24 protein-coding genes and 2 tRNA genes are annotated in these 24,204 nt (G+C 70.6%); 6 read left to right on the forward strand and 20 right to left on the reverse strand.

Annotated features, from left to right (window positions below):
- Nucleotides 1-254 precede the first annotated feature (254 nt).
- The 8 genes from LZ495_RS33435 to LZ495_RS33470 all read right to left on the reverse strand — a co-directional run bounded on the left by LZ495_RS33435 (nt 255) and on the right by LZ495_RS33470 (nt 4,915).
- Nucleotides 255-515 (reverse strand): hypothetical protein, encoded by a 261-nt coding sequence (locus LZ495_RS33435; RefSeq protein WP_235056816.1) that lies wholly within the window; start codon nt 513-515, stop codon nt 255-257.
- A gap of 314 nt (nt 516-829) precedes the next feature.
- Nucleotides 830-1,102: a hypothetical protein gene (locus tag LZ495_RS33440; RefSeq protein ID WP_235056817.1), complete on the reverse strand. Its 273-nt coding sequence runs from the start codon at nt 1,100-1,102 to the stop codon at nt 830-832.
- Nucleotides 1,103-1,177: 75 nt separating this feature from the next.
- Nucleotides 1,178-1,582 (reverse strand): hypothetical protein, encoded by a 405-nt coding sequence (locus LZ495_RS33445; protein ID WP_235056818.1) that lies wholly within the window; start codon nt 1,580-1,582, stop codon nt 1,178-1,180.
- A gap of 293 nt (nt 1,583-1,875) precedes the next feature.
- Entirely contained in the window at nt 1,876-2,532 is a 657-nt protein-coding gene (locus tag LZ495_RS33450; protein ID WP_235056819.1) for a DUF1963 domain-containing protein, read from the reverse strand.
- Nucleotides 2,533-2,912: 380 nt separating this feature from the next.
- The gene (locus tag LZ495_RS33455) at nt 2,913-3,245 is read right to left on the reverse strand and encodes a hypothetical protein (RefSeq protein ID WP_235056820.1); all 333 of its coding nucleotides are present in this window, start codon (nt 3,243-3,245) and stop codon (nt 2,913-2,915) included.
- A gap of 59 nt (nt 3,246-3,304) precedes the next feature.
- Entirely contained in the window at nt 3,305-3,562 is a 258-nt protein-coding gene (locus LZ495_RS33460; RefSeq protein ID WP_235056821.1) for a hypothetical protein, read from the reverse strand.
- Nucleotides 3,563-3,602: 40 nt separating this feature from the next.
- Nucleotides 3,603-3,929 (reverse strand): hypothetical protein, encoded by a 327-nt coding sequence (locus LZ495_RS33465; protein ID WP_235056822.1) that lies wholly within the window; start codon nt 3,927-3,929, stop codon nt 3,603-3,605.
- A 428-nt stretch (nt 3,930-4,357) separates the two neighbouring features.
- On the reverse strand, nt 4,358-4,915 hold the full coding sequence (locus tag LZ495_RS33470; protein ID WP_235056823.1) for a hypothetical protein: 558 nt from the start codon (nt 4,913-4,915) through the stop codon (nt 4,358-4,360).
- Nucleotides 4,916-4,978: 63 nt separating this feature from the next.
- Here LZ495_RS33470 and LZ495_RS33475 point away from each other — a divergent pair, with 63 nt between their 5' ends.
- Nucleotides 4,979-5,191 (forward strand): hypothetical protein, encoded by a 213-nt coding sequence (locus LZ495_RS33475; protein WP_235056824.1) that lies wholly within the window; start codon nt 4,979-4,981, stop codon nt 5,189-5,191.
- Between the two features lie 70 nt (nt 5,192-5,261).
- Here LZ495_RS33475 and LZ495_RS33480 read toward each other — a convergent pair.
- Together LZ495_RS33480 and LZ495_RS33485 are read right to left on the reverse strand one after the other, a co-directional pair.
- Nucleotides 5,262-5,337, reverse strand: a tRNA-Arg gene (locus LZ495_RS33480).
- 600 nt (nt 5,338-5,937) lie between these two features.
- A tRNA-Ser gene (locus tag LZ495_RS33485) sits at nt 5,938-6,028 on the reverse strand.
- Between the two features lie 147 nt (nt 6,029-6,175).
- Between LZ495_RS33485 and LZ495_RS33490 the strand changes: the two genes are divergently transcribed.
- Nucleotides 6,176-10,033: a PAS domain-containing protein gene (locus tag LZ495_RS33490; protein WP_235056825.1), complete on the forward strand. Its 3,858-nt coding sequence runs from the start codon at nt 6,176-6,178 to the stop codon at nt 10,031-10,033.
- A gap of 88 nt (nt 10,034-10,121) precedes the next feature.
- On the opposite strand, the gene LZ495_RS33495 is transcribed toward LZ495_RS33490, so the two are convergent.
- Together LZ495_RS33495 and LZ495_RS33500 are read right to left on the reverse strand one after the other, a co-directional pair.
- On the reverse strand, nt 10,122-11,768 hold the full coding sequence (locus LZ495_RS33495) for a long-chain fatty acid--CoA ligase (protein WP_235056826.1): 1,647 nt from the start codon (nt 11,766-11,768) through the stop codon (nt 10,122-10,124).
- A gap of 90 nt (nt 11,769-11,858) precedes the next feature.
- Nucleotides 11,859-13,631, reverse strand: coding sequence for an MDR family MFS transporter (locus LZ495_RS33500; protein WP_308268681.1), 1,773 nt, complete (start codon nt 13,629-13,631; stop codon nt 11,859-11,861).
- A 172-nt stretch (nt 13,632-13,803) separates the two neighbouring features.
- Here LZ495_RS33500 and LZ495_RS33505 point away from each other — a divergent pair, with 172 nt between their 5' ends.
- A complete protein-coding gene (locus LZ495_RS33505; protein WP_235056828.1) occupies nt 13,804-14,136 on the forward strand; it encodes a hypothetical protein in 333 nt (110 codons plus the stop codon).
- Nucleotides 14,137-14,163: 27 nt separating this feature from the next.
- Here the strand turns inward: LZ495_RS33505 and LZ495_RS33510 are convergent, their stop codons facing one another.
- The 6 genes from LZ495_RS33510 to LZ495_RS33535 form a co-directional block, all read right to left on the reverse strand.
- Nucleotides 14,164-14,982: a glycoside hydrolase domain-containing protein gene (locus LZ495_RS33510; protein ID WP_235056829.1), complete on the reverse strand. Its 819-nt coding sequence runs from the start codon at nt 14,980-14,982 to the stop codon at nt 14,164-14,166.
- Between the two features lie 168 nt (nt 14,983-15,150).
- Nucleotides 15,151-16,335: a lipid-transfer protein gene (locus LZ495_RS33515; RefSeq protein ID WP_235056830.1), complete on the reverse strand. Its 1,185-nt coding sequence runs from the start codon at nt 16,333-16,335 to the stop codon at nt 15,151-15,153.
- Nucleotides 16,332-16,757, reverse strand: a complete 426-nt coding sequence (locus LZ495_RS33520; protein WP_235056831.1) for a MaoC family dehydratase — start codon at nt 16,755-16,757, stop codon at nt 16,332-16,334. The genes LZ495_RS33515 and LZ495_RS33520 overlap by 4 nt, the downstream gene beginning before the upstream one ends.
- Complete coding sequence (locus LZ495_RS33525; protein ID WP_235056832.1) at nt 16,754-17,881, reverse strand: acyl-CoA dehydrogenase family protein; 1,128 nt, start codon at nt 17,879-17,881, stop codon at nt 16,754-16,756. Before LZ495_RS33525 ends, LZ495_RS33520 begins: the two co-directional genes overlap by 4 nt.
- A gap of 2 nt (nt 17,882-17,883) precedes the next feature.
- On the reverse strand, nt 17,884-18,861 hold the full coding sequence (locus LZ495_RS33530; protein ID WP_235056833.1) for an OB-fold domain-containing protein: 978 nt from the start codon (nt 18,859-18,861) through the stop codon (nt 17,884-17,886).
- Entirely contained in the window at nt 18,858-20,039 is a 1,182-nt protein-coding gene (locus LZ495_RS33535) for an acyl-CoA dehydrogenase family protein (protein ID WP_235056834.1), read from the reverse strand. The genes LZ495_RS33530 and LZ495_RS33535 overlap by 4 nt, the downstream gene beginning before the upstream one ends.
- A gap of 315 nt (nt 20,040-20,354) precedes the next feature.
- Between LZ495_RS33535 and LZ495_RS33540 the strand changes: the two genes are divergently transcribed.
- On the forward strand, nt 20,355-20,897 hold the full coding sequence (locus LZ495_RS33540; RefSeq protein WP_235056835.1) for a DUF5336 domain-containing protein: 543 nt from the start codon (nt 20,355-20,357) through the stop codon (nt 20,895-20,897).
- 66 nt (nt 20,898-20,963) lie between these two features.
- Here LZ495_RS33540 and LZ495_RS33545 read toward each other — a convergent pair whose 3' ends face one another.
- Complete coding sequence (locus LZ495_RS33545; protein ID WP_235056836.1) at nt 20,964-21,611, reverse strand: DUF4291 domain-containing protein; 648 nt, start codon at nt 21,609-21,611, stop codon at nt 20,964-20,966.
- A 164-nt stretch (nt 21,612-21,775) separates the two neighbouring features.
- On the opposite strand from LZ495_RS33545, the gene LZ495_RS44370 reads away from it, so the two are divergent.
- Nucleotides 21,776-21,907 carry a hypothetical protein gene (locus LZ495_RS44370; protein WP_268823677.1) on the forward strand — a complete coding sequence of 44 codons (132 nt, stop codon included), beginning with the start codon at nt 21,776-21,778 and terminating at the stop codon, nt 21,905-21,907.
- Nucleotides 21,904-22,743: a phosphotransferase family protein gene (locus tag LZ495_RS33550; protein ID WP_235056837.1), complete on the forward strand. Its 840-nt coding sequence runs from the start codon at nt 21,904-21,906 to the stop codon at nt 22,741-22,743. Before LZ495_RS44370 ends, LZ495_RS33550 begins: the two co-directional genes overlap by 4 nt.
- A gap of 19 nt (nt 22,744-22,762) precedes the next feature.
- Here the strand turns inward: LZ495_RS33550 and LZ495_RS33555 are convergent, their stop codons facing one another.
- On the reverse strand, nt 22,763-24,202 hold the full coding sequence (locus tag LZ495_RS33555) for a DUF2079 domain-containing protein (RefSeq protein ID WP_235056838.1): 1,440 nt from the start codon (nt 24,200-24,202) through the stop codon (nt 22,763-22,765).
- Between the last annotated feature and the right edge of the window lie 2 nt (nt 24,203-24,204).

Raw genomic sequence — 24,204 nt, forward strand, 5'->3', positions numbered from 1 at the left:
CCCGAGGCCCCGAACCCTGAACCCCCGAAAACAACGGTTCCCCGCCCCACCGCACCCACGTGAACCCCGCCCGCACCACCGCAAGTTCATCCGTCGCGTGCTGAGACATTTGTAATCCACGCGGCCGGGTTCGCAACCCGGGCGGACCGGACGGGCGAACCGCCTGCGGAGAACGAGCGAACATCTCGACACGCCGGTCATATTTTCTGACAAAAGGGAATCCGTCCTGAGCCATGCGGTTCGCCGCTTGTCACTCATGATCGGAAGTCGTACGTGAACGGGTTCGCCAAGAAACTCCTGGTCGTAGCCGCGCTGACCGGCGGTGCACTGACGGTGGGAGGCCAGGCCTTCGCTGCGCCGGCCGCCGCCCCCAGCACGGTCGGCACCTCGGTGTGCTGCCCCTCCCCCACGCCGCCGCAGCACCCCTGCCCGCCGCCGCCGTGCCCGCCGAAGCCCTGCCCGCCGGTGGTCCACATCCCGCCGCCGTGCCCGCCGGTGATCGTGCTGCCGCCCATCCCGTGCCCCCCGGTAGTGGAGCACCCGTGCCCCCCGCCGCCGTGCCCCCCGCCGTGCCCGCCCAAGCCGTGCCCGCCGCACCACGGCCACTGAACCTGACCAGCCGCCCCTGACGGCCCAGGTCCAAAGAAGGTGCCGGACCACCAGGTCCGGCACCTTCGGCATGCCCGCCGCAACTCGGAGATCCGGCATTCCCACGGCAACTCGTTCACCCGCACCCGCCCCGCAGCGCCGTTCAACTCCCCGCTGCCACAGAGCCCTTCCCCCGACCCACGCCCCCCGAAGACCCAACCACCCCCCACCGCTGCGTCGTTCAGTCCTCGAAGACGTCTTCACGGTGAGGCCACGCAGCCGTGTCAATGAGCGCCTCGGTGAACGCGGGATCGACATCGGGCAAAGCTCGGAGAAGACGTGCGAACTCGGCACTCTGAGCAGCAGTCATGCCGCCAAGATCCTCCGCCAGCGATTCCAGCCAGATGACGGCGAATCGAGGTTCAAGGACCTCATCCGGTACGTCCTCGATGGTCCAGGCGAGGTTGACCAAGGCCGTGGCCAACACCTCTGCCAGTGAACGCTTGTCGCTCATGCAGCCCCCTGGTCAGTCGATGGCATCATCCACGGTTTCGTGGCTGCACACCTGCCGTGCTCACGCCCAACTGCCCTACAGGTCGTCGCCGGGACAGTCGATGCGCGCAAGGACACCGGACTCTGCGTCCCTCGTCGTCCGAGGGAGGGCGACCTCGCGAAGCTTCCCGTCGATCATCATCCACAGGCCGAAGCAGTCGTCGTCCTCCACCCGGATCAACACCTGGACGGTGTGCGGGCACGTCCATGGGAGGGCCTCCAGGTCGGCCAGCAGCGCCGGCCGGTCAAGGTGGTCGAACGTCCCGACCCAGACGGCCGCCGCCGGGTTCTTCCCGTCCCGGTTCCAATAGGCGCGGGCAGCCCCGTCGGTGACGAGAGTGAACGCCCCGGACCAGCCGCGAGCGTCGTCGCGATGCGTCAGGGGAGCCATGGCTTCGGCCTGCATGTCGGCACTGACGATGACGTCGGTTATCCGGCTCATCGCGCCATTGTCCCCACGGGAACCGGCCGCCATGGGGAAACGACGAGGAGGCTGTCCGTTGGGTTTGGTGGCCCAACTCCCGCGCTTGTCCTTCGGGTTGGTTCCTCAGAGCAAAGCAAGAGGCCCCTTCGGCGTTCGAGTGGGCCTCTTGGCTGGTGCGCTCGACAGGATTCGAACCTGCAACCATGCGGCGCTTCCGGCCGGAGTGAACGAGTCTCCCGTCACCAACGTGACGGTGACACCGCTCCGAGCGAACGTCATTCGATCCTCGGTACGTGGGAAACGACCCGCCGTCAGGAGCAGTCGAACACCGTTTCGTACGGCCTACCAGGGCAGGTGGAACACACGAATACGTAAACTCCCCCGGCATCGCCGAGCACCAAGTCGGTAGGGTTCTTCACTGTGTTCCAGACATCGCCCCCCGCCTGGTCTTCGACGGGGATCCAGCGAGGGCTGTCTTCACCATCGAACTCGTTGCTCTCGACAGTGATCAGGTGGTCCATCACTCGGCCGCAGGCACACCGGGGCCATTGCGGATCCTGGGTCCAGCCCGGGTAACCGCCGAGTTTGACCCCGGGCGCCACTGACAGGTCGTACCAGTACGACCACCCGGTCTCCTTCTCCAACTCCTCGGCGATCGCCTGCACCTCGTCGGCCTGACTTTGTGTCATGTCGTACGACGGGTACTCCATGACGCGTTCCGGGTGTAGAACACATGGAACAGGCAGCGCACCGCCATCGGCTCCCTCGGGCGGTTCCGGGAACTCCGTCATGGGGGCGGAGACATCCGCTGAATCCCGCCAAAAGACTTGAGCCATCGGGCCGTAGTACGGCGCGTGGTGGAACGGGCACCACAGAACCTGAAGCAGATCCGTACCCGGCGGAAACGGAACATCCGACGAAGCCGGCAAGTCCCGGGCGTAGACCTGGACGACGGGCACCAACGGCACTGGGCCATCATCGAGCGGCAAAACCCCAAAGTCTTCGTGGTCGTGGGCGCATGTTGGCCACAGCTCGGTGCTCGGCCACAACAACGGTCCACCCACGGAACTGTCGCAGACCTCTGGGGTACCAACACGGGGGTGCAGCCGCGTTGTCCAGCGCGCCGACGGAAGAAGCGACGGTATCCAGTTCGCCAGATCGACAGGAATGGACGGCGTAGTCCGAGACATCAGTGATGCTCCGTGCTCGTCGGGACAGGCGGAGCGAGCGTACGACGAGCCCCCGACAACACACAGGACACGGCTCCCAACTGAAGCGGCTCCGGAGTGCGGTCCTCTCCCGCGAGTTCCCGCAACTCAAAGGCATGATCGGCGTGAGCACTCCTCGCTCATACCGTGCCCATACCGAGCGGGGGTTCCACCGTCCGGCCGTCCAGGACCTCGATCGCCAGTACCGCGGCGCCGGCGCTGTCCACGTCGAGCCAGAAGACTGGCTCCTCCGTGGGGAGCATGACCATGAGGCCGCTGACGCGTCTTCTGCTGTCCGTGCTCAGGGCTCTGCACGTTGGGGTGCACAGGCAGCGTCCGTAATAGCGAAGTCCCGCGAACTGCTCGGCGAACGCCTCGTCGCTTTCAGCGTGCAGCATCTTGACGATCTCATCGGTCATCTCCGGGAACGCCTCGCGAAACAAGGCCACTTCGCCAATGCTGCGCTCTGCCATAGGCAAACGGTAGGTCCGCGCCGGTTTCGCGATCACGGGTTCCGAAGCCCGGTGTCGCTTCAAATGTCGACCTCGTTGCCGTGCTTATCCCAGACTCGGGGGAGAACCAGCGCGAAGAACTGGATGGACTCAGGATGGTGCACAACTTCGACCTGTGGGTCTTGGTCGTTGTTGTCCCATTCCATGGTGACGGTCATGTGTGGCTCCAAGTCCACCTCGGTCGCCCACGGTTCAAAGATCAGCTTCACCGGAGTATCCCAGGTGCCAACCGTCATCCGTAAGGGCGTCCGAGTCTTCTGGCCCGTCTCGTCATCCATGAGCATCCTCACCCAATAATGATCGTTGCGCAGCAGCATCTCAGCTGCGTTCCCAGATCGTGAGGCGCATGCGCGCATGGCGCTCGATGCTGGAGATCGCAGTCACGGTGCCTCCCACCACGCGCCCGCCCTCGGTGGACAGGCAGGCTTGCGTCCCGGATTCGACGGCGATGGAATCGCCAGTCTTGCCGTGAGTACTGAGTCGTGCGGAGCAGGCCTCGTAACTCAGCGGGATCTCCTTCGGCAGCGTGACTATGCGCGCGCCGCCGAGCGGCTTCAGGCGGACCGAATCATCGCGCCAGACGCCGGCACCGGCAGACCACGTGCGACCTGGTGGAGCCTGATCCAGGTCGGTGAACTCGTACATCGCCAGGAGTTCACCCTCCCAACGCACGATGGGCGGTCCGTCGGCACTGGGTGTGTCCCACCTGTGGCGGGCGCAGCACCTGCGGGTCCTGCCTGCTCGTCGTAGCGGTTGTCTGCAACGTACACCAGAACCGCGATCGTGCCTGGCGATTCCCTCGTCATTCGATCCCCCGTGTGCCGCGCGACTCTGCGTCGATCCAACCAGAAGGCTTCTTCGCTGTGTCTGGAGCGATGCACACCCTCGCTGCCCGGCGGGTGGGGCCACGCCGTGACCGGCGGCCACGCCGCACGCGCGGCGGGGCCCGGCCGAGTCGGGCGACCGGCGCGCCGCTTGCGGCGCGCGGCGCCGTACGCGTGCGCGGATTGACCGCGGCTCGGAGCGCACCACGCAGCATCAGTCGTCGTACGCCTGTTGGTGCAACCGGCTGCTCAGCGCAGGTACAGGGCTGCCCCGGGGATGGTGTCGAACATGGTGTTGGCCCAGTAGTGCGTTCTGCTGAAGATCGCACGGGACAGGTCCAGTTCACCGACCTGTTGAGGGAGCGTCAGGATTCCCAGGTCGTCGGCACTGATGACCCCGTCCGGGCTCAACCGGATCTCTCTGTCGGTGCGTTCCAGATAGCCGATGAGCTCGCGTTGGAGATCCATGGCGGGCCGGCCTATGAGCTCCATCCCGTCGAAGGTGACCCGCGGACCGGTTCCTGCGTCGACCGCGACACACGTCAGGGCCGCATCGATGTAGAAGGCGTCGACGTCAGTTTGGTGCATGGGCCTACCCGCTCTGCGGAACCTCGTGCGGGTCTGAGGGAGCAAGCCGAAGTCGCCAAGGCGCTCGAAAGAACCGCAGACGAACCCTGCTTCGTACATGGCGGCGACAGCTGTTTCAGGGAGCATCCCGAAGTGCAGCGGGCCGACACGTTCAAGCGCCTTGTACTCCCAGTACGTCTGGTCGGCCTCGGGCGAGCCCGGATCTCGATCCAGCCGCATGCGTGTACCTCCTGGCTGGCCCGACAGTTGCCTCGGCAGCTGCTGCGGGGTTGGTTACCGGAGTTGGCGGCCCTGCTCGTGCGGCACCGCGCCGAGCAGAAGAAGGTGAGTGAGCGCCTCGGCGAGGCCTGGCACGAGCACGGGCTGATCTTTCCGAGCAAGGTCGGGACGCCGCTCGCCCCGGACAACTTCTCGCACGAAGGCCGGCCGCGGGCACTGGCACCCGCACGAGCTTCAACACTCGGGCGCGTCGCCCCCCGGGAACCCAACTCCTGAGCCTGGCTCCCAAATTGGCTCCCACCGCAAAGCAAGAGGCCCTCTCGGTCATCCGAGAGGGCCTCTGAGCTGGTGCGCTCGGCAGGATTCGAACCTGCAACCTTTTGATCCGTAGTCAAATGCTCTATCCGTTGAGCTACGAGCGCTTGTCGTTGCGACGAGAAGAACAATACAGGATCCGTGGCCGGGGCTGAAATCGATTGTCTGACTAGGTGGGGATACGGGGTCTGACCTGCGGTTTTTGGTGTGGACGGCGGGGTGGGGAGGGGTTGGCGGGCGTTGGCGGGAAGGTGTCTGCGCGGGGGTCCGAAGGAAGTTGGAGGGGCGGCAGGTGGTGGGGGTGTACGGCCGCCTAGGGGTGGGCGGGTGCGGAAGGTCGACGGCCGGCGGTGGGGGTGGGTGCGGAAGGTCGGCGGCCGGCAGTGGGTGGGGTGGGTCGGCGGTGGGCGGCGGGTGGGCGGCCGGCGGTGGGTGGTCGGCGGTCGGTGGGTGGGGCGGGCGTGGGGGTGGGGAGGGGCTGGGGTGTTCGCTTAGAGCGGAAAGTCGGGTTGGGGTGGGGGTGGGGAGACGTGGGGTTTGTGCGGCATAGATCACATCGGGGGGCGAGGGGCGATGTGGGGTGGGAGGAAAGGGAGTTGACGGACAATTAGGGCGTGGTGGTACTGAGGGTGGCGGTTTGGGTGCGGAGCGTGGTGGGTGGGGATGCAAAACGGCCCGTCCGGTTGGACCGGACGGGCCGTGAAGTGCGGAGGCTCCGGGATTTGAACCCGGGATGGGGTTGGTTACCCAAACCGCATTAGCAGTGCGGCGCCATAGACCAGACTAGGCGAAGCCTCCATCGGTGTATCCCGACGGCGGACAGATTACCTGGCCGGTCAACGAGACCGCAAAAAGAATGGGATAGTCGGTCGTGACATGCCTCGGGGGGACGGGCAGGATGGGCCGTCGGCGGAGTCCAGGGGACGTTGAGGAGGTACGCGCTTCGTGAGCAGCAGGCCATCTCGAGGCGCTGCTCGCCTCGCCGCCATACTCGACGCCCTGCCCGATGCGTTGCTGCTCGTGAACCGGAACGGCACGGTCGTCAACGCGAACGCGATGGCGTTGGAGGCGCTCGAGGCGCCGGGCACGCCGATCGTCGGGCGCGGGTTGCTGGATCTGCTGCCGACCTTCGACCGCAGCCGCATCCCCGGGTCCGTGCGGATCATGGACAGCGGCGAGACGCGGACCAAGCCCACCCGGATGACCGCGCGCCGCACCGACGGCTCGCTCATGCCGGTCGAGGTGACGAGCGCGAACCTGCCGGGGGCGTACGACGACGAGCTCCTGATGATCGTGGTGCGCGATCTGACCGGGTCCGTCGATGTGGAGTCCGAGCTGCAGCGGCAGCAGCGGCAGACCGAGATGATCCTGCGGGCGGCCAGCGAGGGCATCGTCGGCATCGATGCCGACGGGTCGATCGTGCTGGTGAACCCGGCGGCGGCGCGCATACTGCGGCGCCGGGCCGGCGATCTGGGCGGCAAGTCGCTGCACGAACTGCTGCAGCCGAAGAAGGCCGACGGGTCGCCGCTGCCGGAGGACGAGTGCCCGGCCCTGGTGACTCTCAAGACCGGACGCAAGCAGCGGCTGCGCGACCAGGTGCTGTGGCGCGGGGACGGTGAGCCGCTGCCGGTCGAGATGACGACGGCGCCGATCCTGCTCGGCGAGGCCGTCGTCGGTGCGGTCATGACGTTCACGGACCTGACGCGCGAGCGCGCGCTGGCCGAGCACCGCGAGCAGTTGGCGGAGCTGCTGGACGGCGAGCTGCTGGCGCGTATCGAGGCGTCCCGGGCGCGGCTGAAGACGTTGGCCGACGGAAGCATCGGCGAGCTCGGCCCCAGTGCGCGCCGCGTGGTGCGCCAGGTGGCGGGCGAGCTGGAGGAGATGGTCGGCCTCACCGGCGAGGTGCTGGAGCACCAGCGGGGCGAGGCGAAGGACGACGCCGAGCGGACCGCGGCGACCGTCGACGATCTGCTCGACCGGGCGCTGGAGACGGTGACGTACCCGGCCCGGGCGGCCGGTGTGGAGTTCACCGTGACCGCGGCGCCGGTGGGTGTGCAGGTCGACGTGGACGCGATGACACGCGCGCTCGGCCACCTGATCGCGGACACCGTGGGTGCGGGCCCGAAGGGTTCGACCGTGGTCGTCGCGGCCGCGCAGCGCGGTGCGGTGGCCCGCATCGAGGTACGCGGGCCGGCCAGCCGCGGCAGTTCGGTGCACGTGCCGCTGGCGCGCGCGGTGATCGAGGCGCACGGCGGCACCGTCGAGTCGCACACCGTCGAGGGACGCGGCAGCACCTACGTGGTCGAGCTGCCCGCCGACGAGGAGGCCGCCGCCAAGGCGCGCCCCCAGGAGTCCGCGGAGGCGGGCCAGGACGTACGGGCGCGGGCGCGCAAGCGGGCGCGCACGTCGCCGGCCGTGCGCCCGGGCACCGCGAAGCCGGAGGGCGAGAAGGACGCGGCGAAGGAACCGGAGAAGGAACCGGCTCCGGACGCTGCGGAGAAGGACGAGGACAAGAGCCAGGACGAGTCGGCGCCGCAGTTGCCCGCGGTGCGTGACAAGGGCGAACTGGAGCCCCGCGCGCGCCTGGCGCCCGCCGCGGCACCCGTCGTGCCGCCCGCGCCCGGCGTACCGCCGCTGCCCGCCCCCGCCAAGCCGATCGCGCTGCCGGCCGGCGATTCGGCCGCGCCCGGAAGTGCGCCCAGCGTGCCGCTGGTGCCCGCGTCGGGGCGCCGCGCCGCGCATCGTGCGCTGCCCGCTGCCGCCCCCGAGGGCGAGGCGGGAAGCACGGGCAACGGGAGCAAGCCGGGCGGCACTTCGGCCCCGGCCGCCGACGCCGCCGGCACGCCTGCCGAGGGCGGCGGGCAGCCCGAGGACGCCGCGGGCAAGCCGCCGACCGTGCCCGCGAAGGTCAACGGGCACCACACCCGGCACATGGCCCGGGCCCGCCACCACCTGTCGACGCCGCCCGCGTCCATACCGTCGCAGTCGCGGCCCGGCCTGCCCGGGATGGGCAGCAGGTCGACGAGCGTGCAGGACCGCACCGAGTCCGCGCCGTCCGACATAGCCGACTTGGCGCCGACCGAGTTGCTCGAACTCCCGGCCGCGGCCCAGCCGCCGGTCGACGCCAATCCTGATGCGCCCACCGCGCTGATGCCGCAGATCCCGCTGCCCGCCGAGCAGCCGGCGATACCGCCGATGCCGACGACGCCTCCGCCCGTCCCGGGCCAGGAGGCGGGTACGGCTGCGGGCACCGCAGAGGACGCCGCGGCGCGCCCGCAGATCCCGGGCCGCCGGCGCCGCGCCCTCACGCCGCCGCAGATCCAGCAGCCGCAGATCCAGCAGCCTCAGACCCAGCAGCCGCCGGCCCAGCCGCAGCACGAGCAGCCGCAGCAGCACGGCCCGCAGGGCTACGCAGCACCGTCCGCGTACCAGGACTTCGGTACGCCGGGCAGCACCGACGAGCCCGCGCAGCACGCCGGTCCCCCACTGCCGTCCGGTTACCCGGAGCAGCCCGGACAGCCCGGCCAGCCCGGGCAGCCGCCGATGCACCCCGGCACCCACCTGTCGCCGCAGCCCGCATCGCATCCGACCGCGCCGCCGCCGCTGCCCTCCGGCTACCAGGACCTGGTCGCGCCGAACGGCAGCGCCGCCCCCGAAGCCGCCGCCCACGCGCAAGAGCAGGCGCAAGCACAGGCCCAAGCGCAGGCACAAGCTCACCAGGAGCAGGCCAGGTCCGCCGATGCGATCGCCCGCGCCGCAGGCCGGCTCGGCCGGGCCGACCGGCGCGGCCAAGCAGCCCTTGAGGCCGAGGCGGCCCAGGCGGCAGAGGCAGCCGCCGCGCACCAGACCCCCGCGGCCGAGGAAGCAGCACTCGAATACCGCCCGGTGTCCGACCCGCTGCCGCACCGCGTGCCCGGCATCGCGCCGCATCCCGGCACCGTCAACGACCCGGTCACCGGCGCGCCGATCGCCCTCACCGCCGAGGCCGGCGGCAACGCCGACCTCGCCGCGCTGGAGGCCGACACCCCGCCGCCCGGCGAACTGGCCGCGGTGGACCCGGACTACCCGCCGATGGTCGCGCCCGCGCCGGACGGCCGGCCGCGCCGCCTGCTGGTCTGGCCGGCCCCGGACGGCCCCACGTCGGGAGCGCTGACCGCACGCGGCTGGGACCCGGTGCTGGTGCGTTCCCGCGAAGAGGTCGACGCAGCGGCGCCCGCGCAGCCCGCCGCGCTGTTCGTGGACCCGCTGACCGGTCCGATCACCCGGACCGCGCTGCAGTCGCTGCGCACCGCGGCGACCGCCGCCGAGATCCCGGTGCTGGTCACCGCGGGCATCATGCAGGCCACCCGGGACGCGGCGTTCGGCGCCGACCCGGCGGTCCTGCTGCGCTCCCTCGCGCCCGCGGACAGCGCCGCGCACGCCTCGCGCGTGCTGCTGGTCGAGGCGAACCCCGACATAGCCGCCGCGTTCACCGGTTCGCTGATGCGCCGCGGCATGGACGTCGTCCACGTCACCTCGGAGAGCGAGGCGGTGTCGAAGGCGTCCAGCGTCGAGCCGAACCTCGTGGTGCTCGACCTGATGCTGGTACGCCGCCGCCGGCTCGGCATCGTGGACTGGCTGCGCAACAACCAGCGCCTGCACTCGACGCCGATCGTCGTCTACACGACGGTCGACATCGCCGAAGAGGACCTGCCGCGCCTGCAGACCGGCGAGACGGTGCTGTTCCTGGCCGAGCGCTCGACGCGCGAGGACGTGCAGCAGCGGGTGGTCGACCTGCTCGGGAAGATCGCCTCGCTCGTCTGAGCCGGCACGCGGCAAGAACACCGGAACACACTGCGGGGCCCGGCCGACCGGCCAGGCCCCGCAACGTACTTCCCGCCTGCCGCCGGCTCTAGCCCAGCGTCACCACGTCCAGCGCGTCGTCGCCGTACTGCTTGCGGATGAGCTTCTTGTCGAACTTGCCGACGCTCGTCTTCGGCACCGCCTCGACGAGGCTCCAGCGCTCCGGCACCATCCAGCGCGCCACGCGCTCCGCCATGAACGCCTTGAGCTGCTCCAGCCCGGTGTCCGCACCGGCCCGCAGCACCACCATGGCGAGCGGGCGTTCGCCCCAGCGCTCGTCGGGCACGCCGACCACGGTCGCCTCGGCCACGTCGGGGTGCGCCATGAGCTGGTTCTCCAGGTCGACCGACGAGATCCACTCGCCGCCCGACTTGATGACGTCCTTGGCGCGGTCGGTCAGGGTCAGGAAGCCGTCCGGGGTGAGCGTGCCCACGTCGCCGGTGCGCAGCCAGCCGTCGTGGAACCGGTCGCCTTCCACCGAGTCCGAGCCGGTCTCGCCGCCGATGTAGCCGCCCGCGATCCACGGTCCGCGGACCTCGAGTTCGCCGACCGAGGTGCCGTCGTGCGGCATGACCGACCCGTCCGGGCCGACCAGCCGGGCCTGCACCGAGGCGGGCAGGCGGCCCTGGGTCACCCGGTACGCCATCTCGTCCGGCCCGGTGACCCCGGCCGGCGGGCGCGCGACGGTGCCCAGCGGCGACGTCTCGGTCATGCCCCAGGCGTGGATGATGCGGACGCCGTGCCGCGCCTCGAAGGCCTCCATCAGCGCCGGCGGGCAGGCCGAGCCGCCCACGATGACCTCGCGCAGCGACGAGACGTCGGTCTTGGTGGCGTCGAGGTGGTCGAGCAGGCCGGTCCAGATGGTCGGCACTGCGGCGGCCATGGTCGGCTTCTCCGCGGCGATCATGGCGGCCAGCGGCTCGGGCTGCAGGAAGCGGTCCGGCATGAGGATCGAGGCGCCGGACAGCATCGCGGCGTACGGCAGGCCCCACGCGTTGACGTGGAACATCGGCACCACGGGCAGCACGATGTCCGCGGTGCCCAGGCCGAAGCCCTCGACCATGCACACCTGCATGCTGTGCAGGTACGTCGAACGGTGGCTGTAGACCACGCCCTTGGGGTTGCCGGTGGTGCCGCTGGTGTAGCACATCGCGGACGCGGAGCGTTCGTCGATGTCCTCGGCCCACGGGAACTCGGTGGGCCGGCCCGCGATCAGCTCGTCGTACCGGTGGACCTGCTTGCCCTTGCCCTCCAGCGGCGCGAGGTCGGCGTCGCCGGTCACGATGACGTGCTCGATGGTCTTGAGCGCGGGCAGCGCGGGGGCGAACAGCGGGACGAGGCTGCCGTCCACGATGAGGATCTTGTCCTCGGCGTGGTTGGCGATGTAGATCAGCTGGTCGCCGGGGAGCCGCAGGTTCAGGGTGTGGAGGACCGCGCCCATCGACGGGACGGCGAGGTAGCACTCCAGGTGCTCCTGGTTGTTCCACAGGAACGTCGCCACCCGCTGGTCGCCGTCCACGCCGAGCTCGCGCAGCGCGTGCGCGAGCTGCGCGGTGCGGCGGCCGACTTCCGCGTACGTGGTCCGGCGCGGCTCGGCGCCGGTCCACGTCACCACCTCGGAGGCGCCGTGCACTGTCGTGCCGTGCTGCATGATCCTGGTGATCGTCAGCGGCACGTCCTGCATCGTGCTCAGCATTACGGGACCTCCTGGGGTCGGCGGCCCGCCGGCAGTGGCTACCGGCGAGTACGGCGGTACCCAGGATTGTGGTGCCCCGGCGGTGGCTTGTCAGCCCCGACTGCCGATCTTTTCCCGGGCAGAACCGGACAGATCGACCTCGACAGAATCTGACGCTCCGTCAGGCTCACTTTCCCCCGCGCTACCGGCCTCGTCGCGCGGCCCGGACCCGCCGCCCTGGCCCGCCCCGGACTTCGCGGTCCGCCCGCCGCGCAGCGCGACCTCGCGGATCGCCAGCACCGCCAGCAGGCCGGCCAGCGTGACCGGCGCGGCCACCAGGAAGACCGTGTGCAGGCCCTGCGTGAAGCCGTCCACCACGGCGCTCTGCAGCGGCGCGTCCAGTGCGTGGATCGCGGACGGGCTGCCCAGCAGGCCGTCCATGCCGCCGGCCGGCGGCGCGACGTGCCGCTCGACCATCAGCTCGGGGATGCCGGACGACAGCTTCGAGCTGAGGATCGCGCCGAGCACGCCGACGCCGACCGCGCCGCCCATCGAGCGGAAGAACGACGCCGCCGAGGTGGCGATGCCGATGTGCGCGGGGTCCACGTCGTTCTGGATGGCCAGCACCAGGACCTGCGAGGAGAGCCCGAGGCCCATGCCCAGCACCAGCATGTAGAGCCCGGCGACCGCGAGCGGCGTGCCCAGGGTCAGGGTGGAGAGCAGGAACAGCCCGAGCGCGATCATCGGCAGGCCGACGAGCGGGAACGCCTTCCAGCGGCCGTACCGGGTGATGAGCCGCCCGGAGACGATCGAGGCGCCCAGCATGCCGAGCACCATCGGCAGCGTCATCAGGCCCGAGCGGGTCGGGCTCATGCCGCGCACGACCTGCAGGTACTGCGGCAGGTAGATCATCGCGCCGAACATCGCGAAGCCGACCGTGAAGGAGCCCAGTCCGGCCAGGTTGAACGTCCGGCTGCGGAACAGGTGCGGCGGCAGGATCGGCTCCTCCGCGCGGCGCTCCTGCCAAGCGGCGGCGAGAGCCAGCACCAGGGCGAGGGCCGCCAGGGTGTACGTCGTACCGGAGTTCCAGGCCCACTTCTGGCCGCCCAGCGACAGCGCCAGCAGGACGGAGGTGACCGCACCGGTGATGAGCGCGGCGCCCAGGTAGTCGACGTGCACCTCGCGCCGCACGTGCGGGAGCTTGAGGACGCGCTCGACCATGACGAGGGCGGCGACCGCGAACGGGATGCCGACGTAGAACGTCCAGCGCCAGCCGAGCGCTTCGGAGCCGACCAGGAAGCCGCCGATCAGCGGGCCGGCCACGGTCGCCACGCCGAACGCGGAGCCGATCCAGCCGGAGTAGCGGCCGCGGTTCCGCGGGGTGGTGACGTCGGCCATGATCGCCTGGGTCAGCGCGGTGATGCCGCCGACGCCGATGCCCTGGACCGCGCGGGCGGTGATCAGCTGGCCCATGGTCTGGGAGAGTCCGGCGAGTGCCGAGGACGCCGCGAAGAGGATGAGCGCGAAGCGGAACAGGCGCTTGCGGCCGTACAGGTCGGAGAGCTTGCCCCACAGCGGGGTCGACGCGGTGGTGGTCAGGAGGCCCGCGCTGGCCACCCAGGCGAGCTGGTCCTGGCCGCCGAGGTCGCCGACGATCGTGGGGAGCGCGGTGCTGATGACCGTGCCGGATATGCAGGCCACGAAGAGCGAGACGAGCAGGACGCTCATCACCTTCATGATCTGACGGTGCGTGAACTCGCCGTCCGGCTCCGCTTCCGGTCTGCCTGACGTGGTGTCACTCGTAGTCGCCGACATGGTCCCACCCCGCATCGTGTGCAAGTCCGCCGATGGGCGCCACAAGGGGTCGCCTCCGGCACTCACCATTGTTTCGTGCAACTAAAGATAGCGGCGTTAGTTGCGGCAAGCAACAGATTTACGAGGTGCGGGGGCAGGTGTGACGCGAGTCGCGCGATGCAAGTCCCCGAAACAGCTACGTACGGGTGAAATACCTGGCCAATTCCACCATTTGGCCTAATCGCCGCACACAATACGAGCCATGTACACGCCCTTCATCCCCCGCCCGCCCGAAGGACCGCTGCGCAGCTTCGACGTCGTGCTGCCGGACGCCCTCGGGCATCCCGCGCTCGGCTTCCGGGACGGCACCTGGTTCCGCATCGGGCCCGGCCATCCCCCGCTGCCGGTCGGCGCGCGTACCGCGATCCTCGGCCACCCGGACGCCGCCGGGCCCATCGTGCAGATCATGTGCTGGTGGATGCGGCAGCACCCAGGCCACGGGCATGCCGTCGACCTGGCCACCGAACTGGCCTTGCTGGTCGGCGAGATGACCCGGGACCTGGGTGCGCGGCGGCTCGCCCTGCAGGCGCACTAGGCGTTGCGCCGTGTCCTCGGGACAGGTTCAGAGCACCCCGACCGGGCCGGCCAGCGCATTGCGGTCGATGTTCACGGTCACCCCGCCGTACGTCTCCTTGACGTTCCCGGCGTGCTGCTTCACCCGGCGCCCCGGCCACAGGCCGTCGGGGAGCGCCCCGTCGCCGCTGGTCACCGCCTTGTCGTCCCAGCGCGCGTACCAGACCGCGTCGGGCATGGCGCGCGTGCCGGCGAACTTCACCAGGTCCGCGATACCCGAGCTCAGGCTGCTGTAGTACCCGGCGACGTAGCCGCGGGCGCGCACCCGGTCGCTCCACGCCGACACGAAGTTGAGCACGTCGCGCCGGCAGTCCGCGTTGCGGTTGTCGTAGTGCTCCATGTCGAAGTAGACGGCGCTGCCCTTCTTGAAGCCCAGCGCCGCGGCCCGGTCCACCGCGTCGTCCGCCTCCGCCTTGCCCATGTCCCAGCTGCGCGCCGGGTCGATGCGCGTGGACTTCTTCGTCGTGGTGCAGGACGCCTGGGCGCCGACGTAGAGCGGCAGGAACTCCCAGCCCTGCGCGCGTACCTGCTTCACCCACTCGCGGGTCAGGCCCTTGTTGGCGCAGCCGCGGTTGCTGCCGCCGACGTAGATGCCGACCGCCTTGTACGGGGACGCGCGCCACGCCTTCATGGTCGCCGGGGACGGCGCCTCGCAGGTGTCGAAGGCCGCGCCGGACACCGTCCGCATGCCCTGGGGGCCCTTCGGGGACCGGGCCGCATCACCGCGCGCCTCGGCGCTGGGCACGGCGAACGCGGTCAGCGCCGCGGCCAAAAGGGCGGCCACGACGGCCCGGTGGGTACGGCGCACGGCCGTCTCCCTTCTCGTACACACGCTTGCTGGTGCATCCACCGTGTGTACGAGAAGGGGGAAAGTCGGACAATCGGCCCGCGACGCGCGAGCCGATCACCCGTTCGGCACTGCCCGGAGTCAGGACCGGCCCAAGGTCAGGACCGGTCGAGGATCAGGGGCCGAGAATCAGGACTGGCCGAGGATCAGACCCGAGGTCGGCACGCCGGTGCCGGCCGTGACGAGCACGTTGTGCACGTCCTCGACCTGGTTCACCGAGGTGCCGCGGATCTGCCGGACCGCCTCGGCGATGCCGTTCATGCCGTGCAGGTACGCCTCGCCCAGCTGGCCGCCGTGCGTGTTGGTCGGCAGCTTGCCGCCGTTGCGCAGCAGGTTGCCGTCGGCCACGAAACCGGGCGCCTCGCCGCGCCCGCAGAAGCCGAACTCCTCCAGCTGCATCAGCACGAACGGCGTGAAGTGGTCGTACAGGACCGCCGTCTGGATGTCGTCCGGGGTCAGGCCCGAGGTCTGCCACAGCTGCTTGGCGACGACCTGCATCTCCGGCAGGCCGGTCATGTCGTCGCGGTAGAAGCTGGACATCTGCTCCTGGTTGCGCCCGGCACCCTGCGCCGCCGCGTTGATGATCGCGGGCTTCTGCTTGAGGTCCTTGGCGCGCTCGGCGCTGACGATCACCAGGGCCTGGCCGCCGTCGGTCTCCTGGCAGCAGTCGAGCAGGCGCATCGGCTCGACGATCGGCCGGGAGTTCTGGTGGTCCTCCATGGTGATCGGCTTGCCGTAGAACCATGCCTTGGGGTTGGTCGCGGCGTGCGCGCGGTCCGCGATCGCGACGTGCCCGAACGCCTCGGTGGTCGCCCCGTAGGTGTGCAGGTAGCGCTGCGCGAACATGGCCACCCAGGACGCCGGGGTGAGCAGGCCGTACGGCATGTTCCAGCCCAGCTCGACGCCCTCGGCGGTCGGCGTGCGCTCCAGGACACCCGAGCCGAAGCGGCGGCCCGAGCGCTCGTTGAACGCGCGGTAGCAGACCACGACGTCGGCGATGCCGGTCGCCACGGCCATCGCCGCGTGCGTGACGGTGCCGCAGGCCGCGCCGCCGCCGTAGTGCACCCGGCTGAAGAAGGTCAGGTCCCCGATGCCGGCCGCGCGCGCGACGCTGATCTCGGGGTTGTTGTCCATGGTGAAGGTCACCATGCCGTCGACCTCGGACGGCGCGATGCCCGCGTCGTCCAGCGCGGCCCCGACCGCCTCGGCGGCCAGGCGCAGTTCGGAGCGGCCGGAGTCCTTGGAGAACTCGGTCGCGCCGATGCCCGCGATCGCGGTCCGGCCCTTCAACTTGTCAGCACGGCGCAGGCTCATGCCGCCCCTCCCGGAAGCGCGACGGTGACGGTGCCCGTCACGTGGTTGCCCAGCTTGTTGGCGCCGACCACGGACACCTCGACCAGGCCGTCCGCCTTGGCGGTGACCTTGCCGGTCAGCGTCATCGTGTCGCCCGGGTAGTTCGGCGCGCCGAGCCGGATCGCGACCTTGCGCAGCTCGGTCTCCGGGCCCGCCCAGTCGGTCACCAGCCGGCCGACCAGGCCGTTGCTGGTCAGGATGTTCATGAAGATGTCCGGCGAGCCCTTGGCCTGGGCCAGCTCGCGGTCGTGGTGCACGTCCTGGTAGTCGCGCGTGGCGATCGCGGTGGCCGTGATGAGCGTGGCGGTCAGCGGGACCACCAGCTCGGGGAGCTCGTCGCCGACGTTGACGTCGTCGTACCCGAGGCTGGTCAGGTTGCTCATGCCCCTACTCCCTTGGCCTTGCCCTGCGCGAACAGCGCGCCGAGCGCCGCGAGCTGCTGGATGCCGCTGCCCAGGGTCACGTCGATCTGACGGCCCCACAGGAAGTGGCGGTGGATCGGGTGGTCGATGTCGGAGCCCATGCCGCCGTGCAGGTGCTGGCACGCGTGCACGGCGCGCTTGCCGCCCTCCGACGCCCACCAGCGCGCGGCCAGCGCCTGCGCGGTGGCCTCCTGGCCCTGGTCCATGCGCCACGCGGCTTCCAGGGTGGTGACCCGGATCGCCTCGGTGTCCATGTACGCGTCCGCAGCGCGCAGCATGACGCCCTGCTTGGTGGACAGCGGCTTCCCGAACTGCTCGCGGGTGGTGACGTATTCGACGGTCCGGGTGAGCGCCTGCGCGCACACGCCGACCTGGAGGCCGGCCAGCGCGACGCGCGCCCGGTCCACGATCCACGCGGCGGTCGCCTCGCCGTCCGCGACGGCACCGACCGGCCGGGCCGGAGCGCCGGCCAGCACGACGTTGCCGGACGCCCACGGTGCGGTGGTCGGGGCGGCCTCGACGGTGACGCCGTCCGCCGCCGCGTCCACCACGAAGACCGCGGTGTGCCCGTCGAGCGACGCGGTCACGAGGATGCGGTGCGCGACCTGCGCCCACGGCACCGCGCGCTTGACGCCGTCCAGGACGTAGCCGTCGCCCTCCTGACGAGCCGTCACCTTGGGCTTGCCGGGCAGGCCGGCGCCGGTCTCGGCGAGCGCGCCCGCGACGATGCGCGAGCCGTCCAGCAGGGCCGGCAGCTCCGCCTCGATGTCGCCCTCGGCGGCGAACTCCAGGAGCGGCAGCACGCCGTAGACGAGCGTGTCGAGCAGCGGCACCTGCGCGGTGAAGCGGCCCTGCTGCTCCAGGAGCAGGGCGAGGCCGACCATGCCCAGGCCGCCGCCGTCGTGCTTCTCGTCGATGACCGCGCCCATGAGGCCGGCCTCGGAGACGTCGCGCCACAGGTCCGCGTCGAACTCCAGGCCCGCGGCCTTGAGCTGCTTCATGCGGTCGTGCGTGGCACGCGCCTCGAAAATGTCCCCGGCCAGGCCGGCCAGCGCCTGCTGGTCCTCGGTCAGGTTGAAGTCCATGCTCAGGCCTCCTGCTCGACCGGGCGGAAGACCGGGAGCTTCAGATCGGCGTCGTGCTGGACGAATTCCATCGCCACGCGCATGCCGATGCGTACCTCGTCGTGCGGGATGCCGACGATGTTGGACAACGTGCGGACGCCCTCGTCCAGTTCGATCAGCGCGACGGCGTACGGCATGTCGAAGGCCGGGAACTTCGGGTAGTGCATCGTCACGTGCGAGTAGATCGTGCCGCCGCCGGCCGCCTCGATCGTGTCCCACTCCAGCGATGCGCAGTTGTTGCAGCCCGGGCCGAACGGCAGGCGCAGCGTCTGGCACTCGGTGCAGCGCTGGATGAGGAGCTTCTCCTCGTCGATGCCGTCCCAGAACGGCGCGCTGTCGCGGTTGACCACGCGGCGCGGACGCGGCGGACGCGCCGGCTCCTTCGGCTTCCGCTTGTGCGGCGTGTAGCGCAGGATGCGGAAGCGGTGCGTGCCGACCAGTGCGCGCTCGCCGTCCTCGGCGGGCACGTAGATGTTGGTGAGCGTGGTGATGAAGTGGCCGGTGCCGAGACCGGTGGTCTTCTCCTCGGACACCGTCTCGATCATCTGGTCGTACTCGACGACCTCGTCGAGCCGCAGCGGGCGCACGTACTCCTGCTCGCAGTTGGTGGCCACGACCGAGCCGAAGCCGGCCTCCACGATCAGGTCGTACAGCTTCTGCACCGGGCTGTCCGCGGTGGCCACGCCGGTCTGCAGACCGCGCATGATCCACACCTGGAGCATGGTGGCCGGCGCGACGATGCCGCCGAAGTGGGTGCTCTTGGCGAACTCCGGGTCGGTGTAGACCGGGTTCTTGTCGCCCATGGTCTCGGCCCAGTGCCGGATCATCGGGCCGTTGACGGGGTCGAGCGCGACGACGCCGGACTCGGCGTGCACACCCTCGAACTCCTTCAGCTGCGCGAGGAAGGCGGCCTTCGCGTCCGTCTCTTCTACGTTGGTCACCGCTTCACCTTCGTCATCCCGAGCCGCACCATGGCGACGATCTCGCGCTGGACCTCACTGACGCCGCCGCCGAACGTGTTGATCTGCGCCCGGCGGTTCATCGCCTCCAGGTAGCCGTCGCTGAACGCACCCGGCGACTTGGGCCGCAGCAGGGCGTCCGGACCGACGATCTCCATGAGGTTCCGGTAGACCTCGATGGCGCCCTCGGTGCCGAAGAACTTCACCCCGGACGCGTCGCCCGCGTTGAGCGTGTTGTTGCCGACGTCGTGCACGAGCCGCCAGCTGAACATGCGCACCGCGGTCAGCCGGGCGTAGGTCTCGGCGAACTTGAGCTGGACCCACGGCTGGTCGATGACCCGGACGCCGTCCTCGATCTCGGTGCTCTGCGCCCACTCCAGGACCTCGTTGAAGAAGTCCTCGGCCTGCATGCCGAGCGCGGCGAGCGCGACCCGCTCGTGGTTGAGCTGGTTGGTGATGAGGTTCCAGCCGCGGTTCTCCTCGTACACCAGGTTGGAGTACGGGACGCGGATGTTGTCGTAGTACGTCGCGGTGGTGGTCATGCCGCCGACCGTGACGATCGGGGTCCACGCGAAGCCGGGGTCGTTGGTCGGCACCAGGATCATCGTGATGCCCTTGTGCTTGGGCGCCTCGGTGTCGGTGCGGCAGGCCAGCCAGATCCAGTCCGCGCCCTGCGCGGTGCTGGTGAAGATCTTCTGGCCGTTGATGACCCACTCGTCGCCCTCGCGGACCGCCTTGGTCTGCAGCGACGCGAGGTCGGTGCCGGCCGACGGCTCGCTGTAGCCGATCGCGAAGATGATCTCACCGGACACGATCTTGGGCAGGAAGTACTTCTTCTGCTCTTCGCTGCCGTACTTGATCAGCGTCGGGCCGACGGTGTTGAGCGTGACCATCGACACGGGCGCGCCCGCGCGGTACGCCTCGTCGAAGAAGATGAACTGCATCTCCGGGCCCTTGCCCTGGCCGCCGTACTCGACCGGCCAGCCGATGCCGAGCCAGCCGTCCGCGCCCAGCTGCCGGCGGATGCGGCGGGTGGTCTCGCCACCGGACTCGCCCTCCGCTTCGAGGGCCGCGCGGACCTCCGGGGTGATCACACGGGCGAAATACTCCCGCAGCTCGGCGCGCAGGGCGTCCTGCGCAGGTGTTGGGGCGAGATGCACGTCATCGGCTCCTTACAACGGGCCCGGCCCGCCTGGCCCGCCGGCCCTGCAGCCCGCGCACCACGCAGGTACTTGGCAGAGTCGAATTTCTCCCACCATGCAAGAGCTTGTCAATATCAAGCATCTCGTTCGGGTGCAGCGGCCCGCCGCGGTCTCGAACTGCGGGTGAGCAGGTCGCGGCTTAGCGTGGTGGGTATGGATACCGATCGGCCCGACGAGCCGGCGGACCTCGGGAAGTCCGCTCCTCCTCCGGAGCCCCCTCAGCCCCCGCCCCCTCCGCATGAGCCGCCGCCCCTGCCGCACGATGCGCCGCCGGTGCCGCCGCATGAGCCGCCTCCGCCGCCGCCCGAGGCGTTCCGGAAGTCGGAGCCGCCGTTCGATCTGGCGTCCGACTGGCCGGCCATGGCCGCCATCGTGTGCGGTGCGGTCGCGATCGGGATGATGTTCCTGGACTGGCCCACGGCCAAGGTGCTGCGCCGGGAGAGCGGCGACAGCGGGTTCGACCGCAGCCTGATGCCGGCCGCGCCGATCATCCTGGTGATCCTGCTGGTCGCGGTGGTGGCGGTGGCCGGGTACTCGATGCTGGCCAAGAAGCACTGGCTGCTCTTGCTCGCCGCAGTGCCCGCGTTCGCCGCGCTCATGGTGGTCATCGTGATGATGACCACGCTCAGCAAGATCGGGGACGACATCCTCGAATCGATCCCGGGCGGGTCGTTCTCGCTCGGTGCGGGCGCGTGGCTGTGCCTGGTCTTCACGATCCTGGCGCTGGCCGCGAGCCTGGTGCCGGGGCTGGACCTGCTCAAGCGGCCGGCTCCGGCCGCGCCGCCCGCGGAGTTCCCGCACGCCGACGGCGACTGACCGGGAATCCCCCAGAACATGCCAGGTGCCCGGCCTTCGTGCGGCCGCCGGGCACCTGGCATGCCGTCAGTCCCGGGTCGCCCCGATGACCGCGGCGAGGTCGTCGGCCACCGGGTAGGGACGCTCGGCGGGCAGCAGTGCGGCGGCCGCGGCGCGGTCGCCGGAGCGGACCAGGCCGTGGATCTCGTGGGCCTCCGCACTGACGTCGCGGACGCTCACCAGCCACTCGTCGGCGTACGCCCGGGTCGCCCAGCCGGCCAGGCCGAGCTGCAGGGACCGGTGCGCGAGGGGACGCAGGTCGAGGTCCCGCTCGGGGTCCCACTGGATGCGTACGGTCGTGGCGTGCAGCCGCCGGCCCCATGTGTCGCGGTCCGGGTAGACCTTGCTGTCGAAGTGGCTCAGGCACGCGCCGGCCAGCGCCGCCTCGAAGCCGGCGCGGGTGATCTCCAGGGCCAGGACGTGCTCCTGGAGCTTCTTCGTGGCCCAGCCGCAGCGGTACATCATCCACAGAAAGCTGGGCTTCACCCAGGTCATGCGCTCGCGGCTCCAGGTGTCCGGAAAGCGCCCGCGGGCTGCGGCGTAGCGGGCGATCTGCGGCTTGTAGGCCTGGTAGACGGTGATCGTCTCGGCGGTGTACGCCGCCCGGATCTGCCGGTTCGGGATGTCCGCGGCCTCGTGCGCGGCGTCCTGGGTCGGATCTTGGTCAGTGTTCATCTCACGGCCAGTGTGCCGAGCCGGGCGCTCCGCGTTCCACGGAATTAACGCCTGATCAGGAGACTTGCCACCACGCGCCCTTGTTTCGCGCCCCGCGCGCGGGCCATGCTCGGATGGCCGGTTTTCGGCCGGAGCCGACACGTCGAATCGAGGGGGTGTGCACCGTGTCCGATCCCTGCCCGCCGCACGACTGGGTGGACTGGAGCGGCAAGAAGCGGTGCCGCCGCTGCGGGGCCACCATGGCGCCGCTCCGCCCGGCACCCCCGCCGCCCGACGAGGGCGGCGACGAGCCATGACGTTCCAGGTTCCGCCGCCGCCACCGCCGGGATTCCACACCGCGCCCCGCGTCCCGTGGGCCGAGCTGGATCCGGCGGTGCGTTCGAGCGTCCAGGAAGCCGTCGGCGAGGTCGGCGACACCGCGACGGTGTGGGCCGGCTTCAGCTGCGACTTCGCGGCCGCCCTCGACACCGCGGCGGGGAGCTTCTTCGTGAAGGGCGTGCGCTGTGAGAACCCATCGGTGGCACAGCAGCTCGTCGAGGCGGCGGTCGCGCCGTACGTCACCGCGCTCTCCCCGCGCCTGGTCCGGCACATCCGCGAATCCCGCTGGGACGTCCTGGTCTTCGAGTGGGTGGACGCCGTGCACGCGGACCTCTCCCCCGGCTCCCGCGACCTGCCGTGCGTCGCGGACGCCCTGCGCCTGCTCGGCGCGCTGGCCCCGCCCGGCGACGACGTGCCGCTCGCCCCGGTCGCGGACCGCTGGTCCGAGTACCTGGACGCCGCCGCGCTGGCCATGCTGGACGGCCGCAGCCTTCTGCACACCGACCTCAATCCGCACAACCTGCTGTCCGGCGGCGGCCGGGCCTACGTCGTCGACTGGGCCACCGCGGCCCGCGGACCGGCCTGGGTGGACGTCGCGCACGCCGCGCTGCGGCTGATGGAGCAGGGCCACACCGCCGCGGACGCGGACGCCTGGGCCCGGCAGGTGCCCTGCTGGCGCGAGGTGCGGACCGCCGAGCTGGATGCGCTGGTCACCGCGCAGGTGCGGGCCTGGAGCGCGCTGGCCGCGCCGGACGACGCACGCCGCTGCTCGGCCCCGCTGGTCGCGCTCGGCAGCGCCACCCGGGACCGCTGAAGCCGAGGGCGCCCGGAGCTCAGCGCACGCGTTCGAGGATCACGAACCGGTGCGCGAAGACCACTTCGTAGCGCGTGCCGTTGTGCCGGTCCGCGGCCGCCTGCACCAGCGCCTCGCGTTCCTTGTCGTCCCAGCGCGCGGGCTGGTCGAGCGCGATGTAGTCGGGCACCACGCCGCCGGTCGCGCCGATCCAGTAGACCTTGGCGCGGGACGGCAGCTGCGAGATGAGGCCGAGGTCGGTCTCCACGGTCGAGCCCTCGGCGATGTAGGTGAGCGCCGCGTTGGCCGCGGGCAGCCGCGGCGGGGTCTTGTACTCGTCCGGCTCGATGAGCCGCGACGCGGGCAGGAACGCGCACAGCGCGAGCGAGGCGGCGGCCACCCCGGGGACGACGTCGCGGGCGTACAAGCGCAGCCACGGCCGCGGCGAGCCCTCGGCCAGCCGGATGCCGTCCAGCATCGCCATGAAGACCATCGGCATGAGCACCGCGCTGTAATGCCAGTCCTGCCCCCAGTGGTTGGGGGTGTCGGACAGCAGCCGCCACACCAGCGTCGGTGCGGCGACGACCGCGAGCGGCGAGCGCAAGGCCAGGAATCCGACCGCGCCGAACACCCACAGCAGCGTCTTGACCTTGACGAACGGCCAGACCAAGTCCTTGGGGAAGCCCTCGAAGATGCCGAACAGCGAGCCGCCGCCCGCGGCTTGGCCCTGCTCGTACACGCCGTGGGGATTGAACCCAGGTATCAGCACGTAGACCATCAGCGCCATTGCGACCGCGCTGCCCGCCATGACCGCCGCGCCGAGCTTCCACTGCCGCTGCAGCATCAGGTAGATGCCGACCGCGCCCACGGTCAGCGCCAGGTCCTCCTTGACCAGCAGCAGCGGCAGGCACCACAGGGCCGCGGCCAGCCAGCGCCGCAGCAGCAGCTTCTCCAGCAGGAAGGCCAGGATCGGCACCGCGAACGCGATCTCGTGGAAGTCGAAGTCCACGGCCCGCTGCACGCCCCACGACAGGCCGTACGCGATGCCGACCAGCACGCCGCGCCGCGGTCCGAGGATCCGGCCGGCCATGCGCGTCACCGGGATGACCGCGAGCGCGAACAGCACGGCCTGCGCGAGCAGCAGCGTGACCGGCGACGGGAAGACCCGGTAGAAGGGCGCGAGGGTGGCCAGGATCGGCGAGAAGTGGTCGCCGAGCTGGTTCATGCCCGGCGCCCGCACGTCCACGATCGGGGCCTGGAAGTGCGCGTAGCCCTTGACCGCCTGCTCGAAGATCGCCAGGTCCCACGACGGGTTCTCGACCCGGCGGAAGCGCAGCACGGATATCAGCGTGTAGATGCCGAAGAAGGCGATCGCGAGAAGGTACGGAGCAGGCTGCGCGACGATGTCCCGGGGCGGCCGGGGCTTGCTCCCCCCGCGCTGCCCGGGAACGGTTATCGGGCCGATCCGCAACTGCTGCACAC

Source organism: Yinghuangia soli, assembly GCF_021502675.1.
Lineage (GTDB): Bacteria > Actinomycetota > Actinomycetes > Streptomycetales > Streptomycetaceae > Yinghuangia > Yinghuangia soli.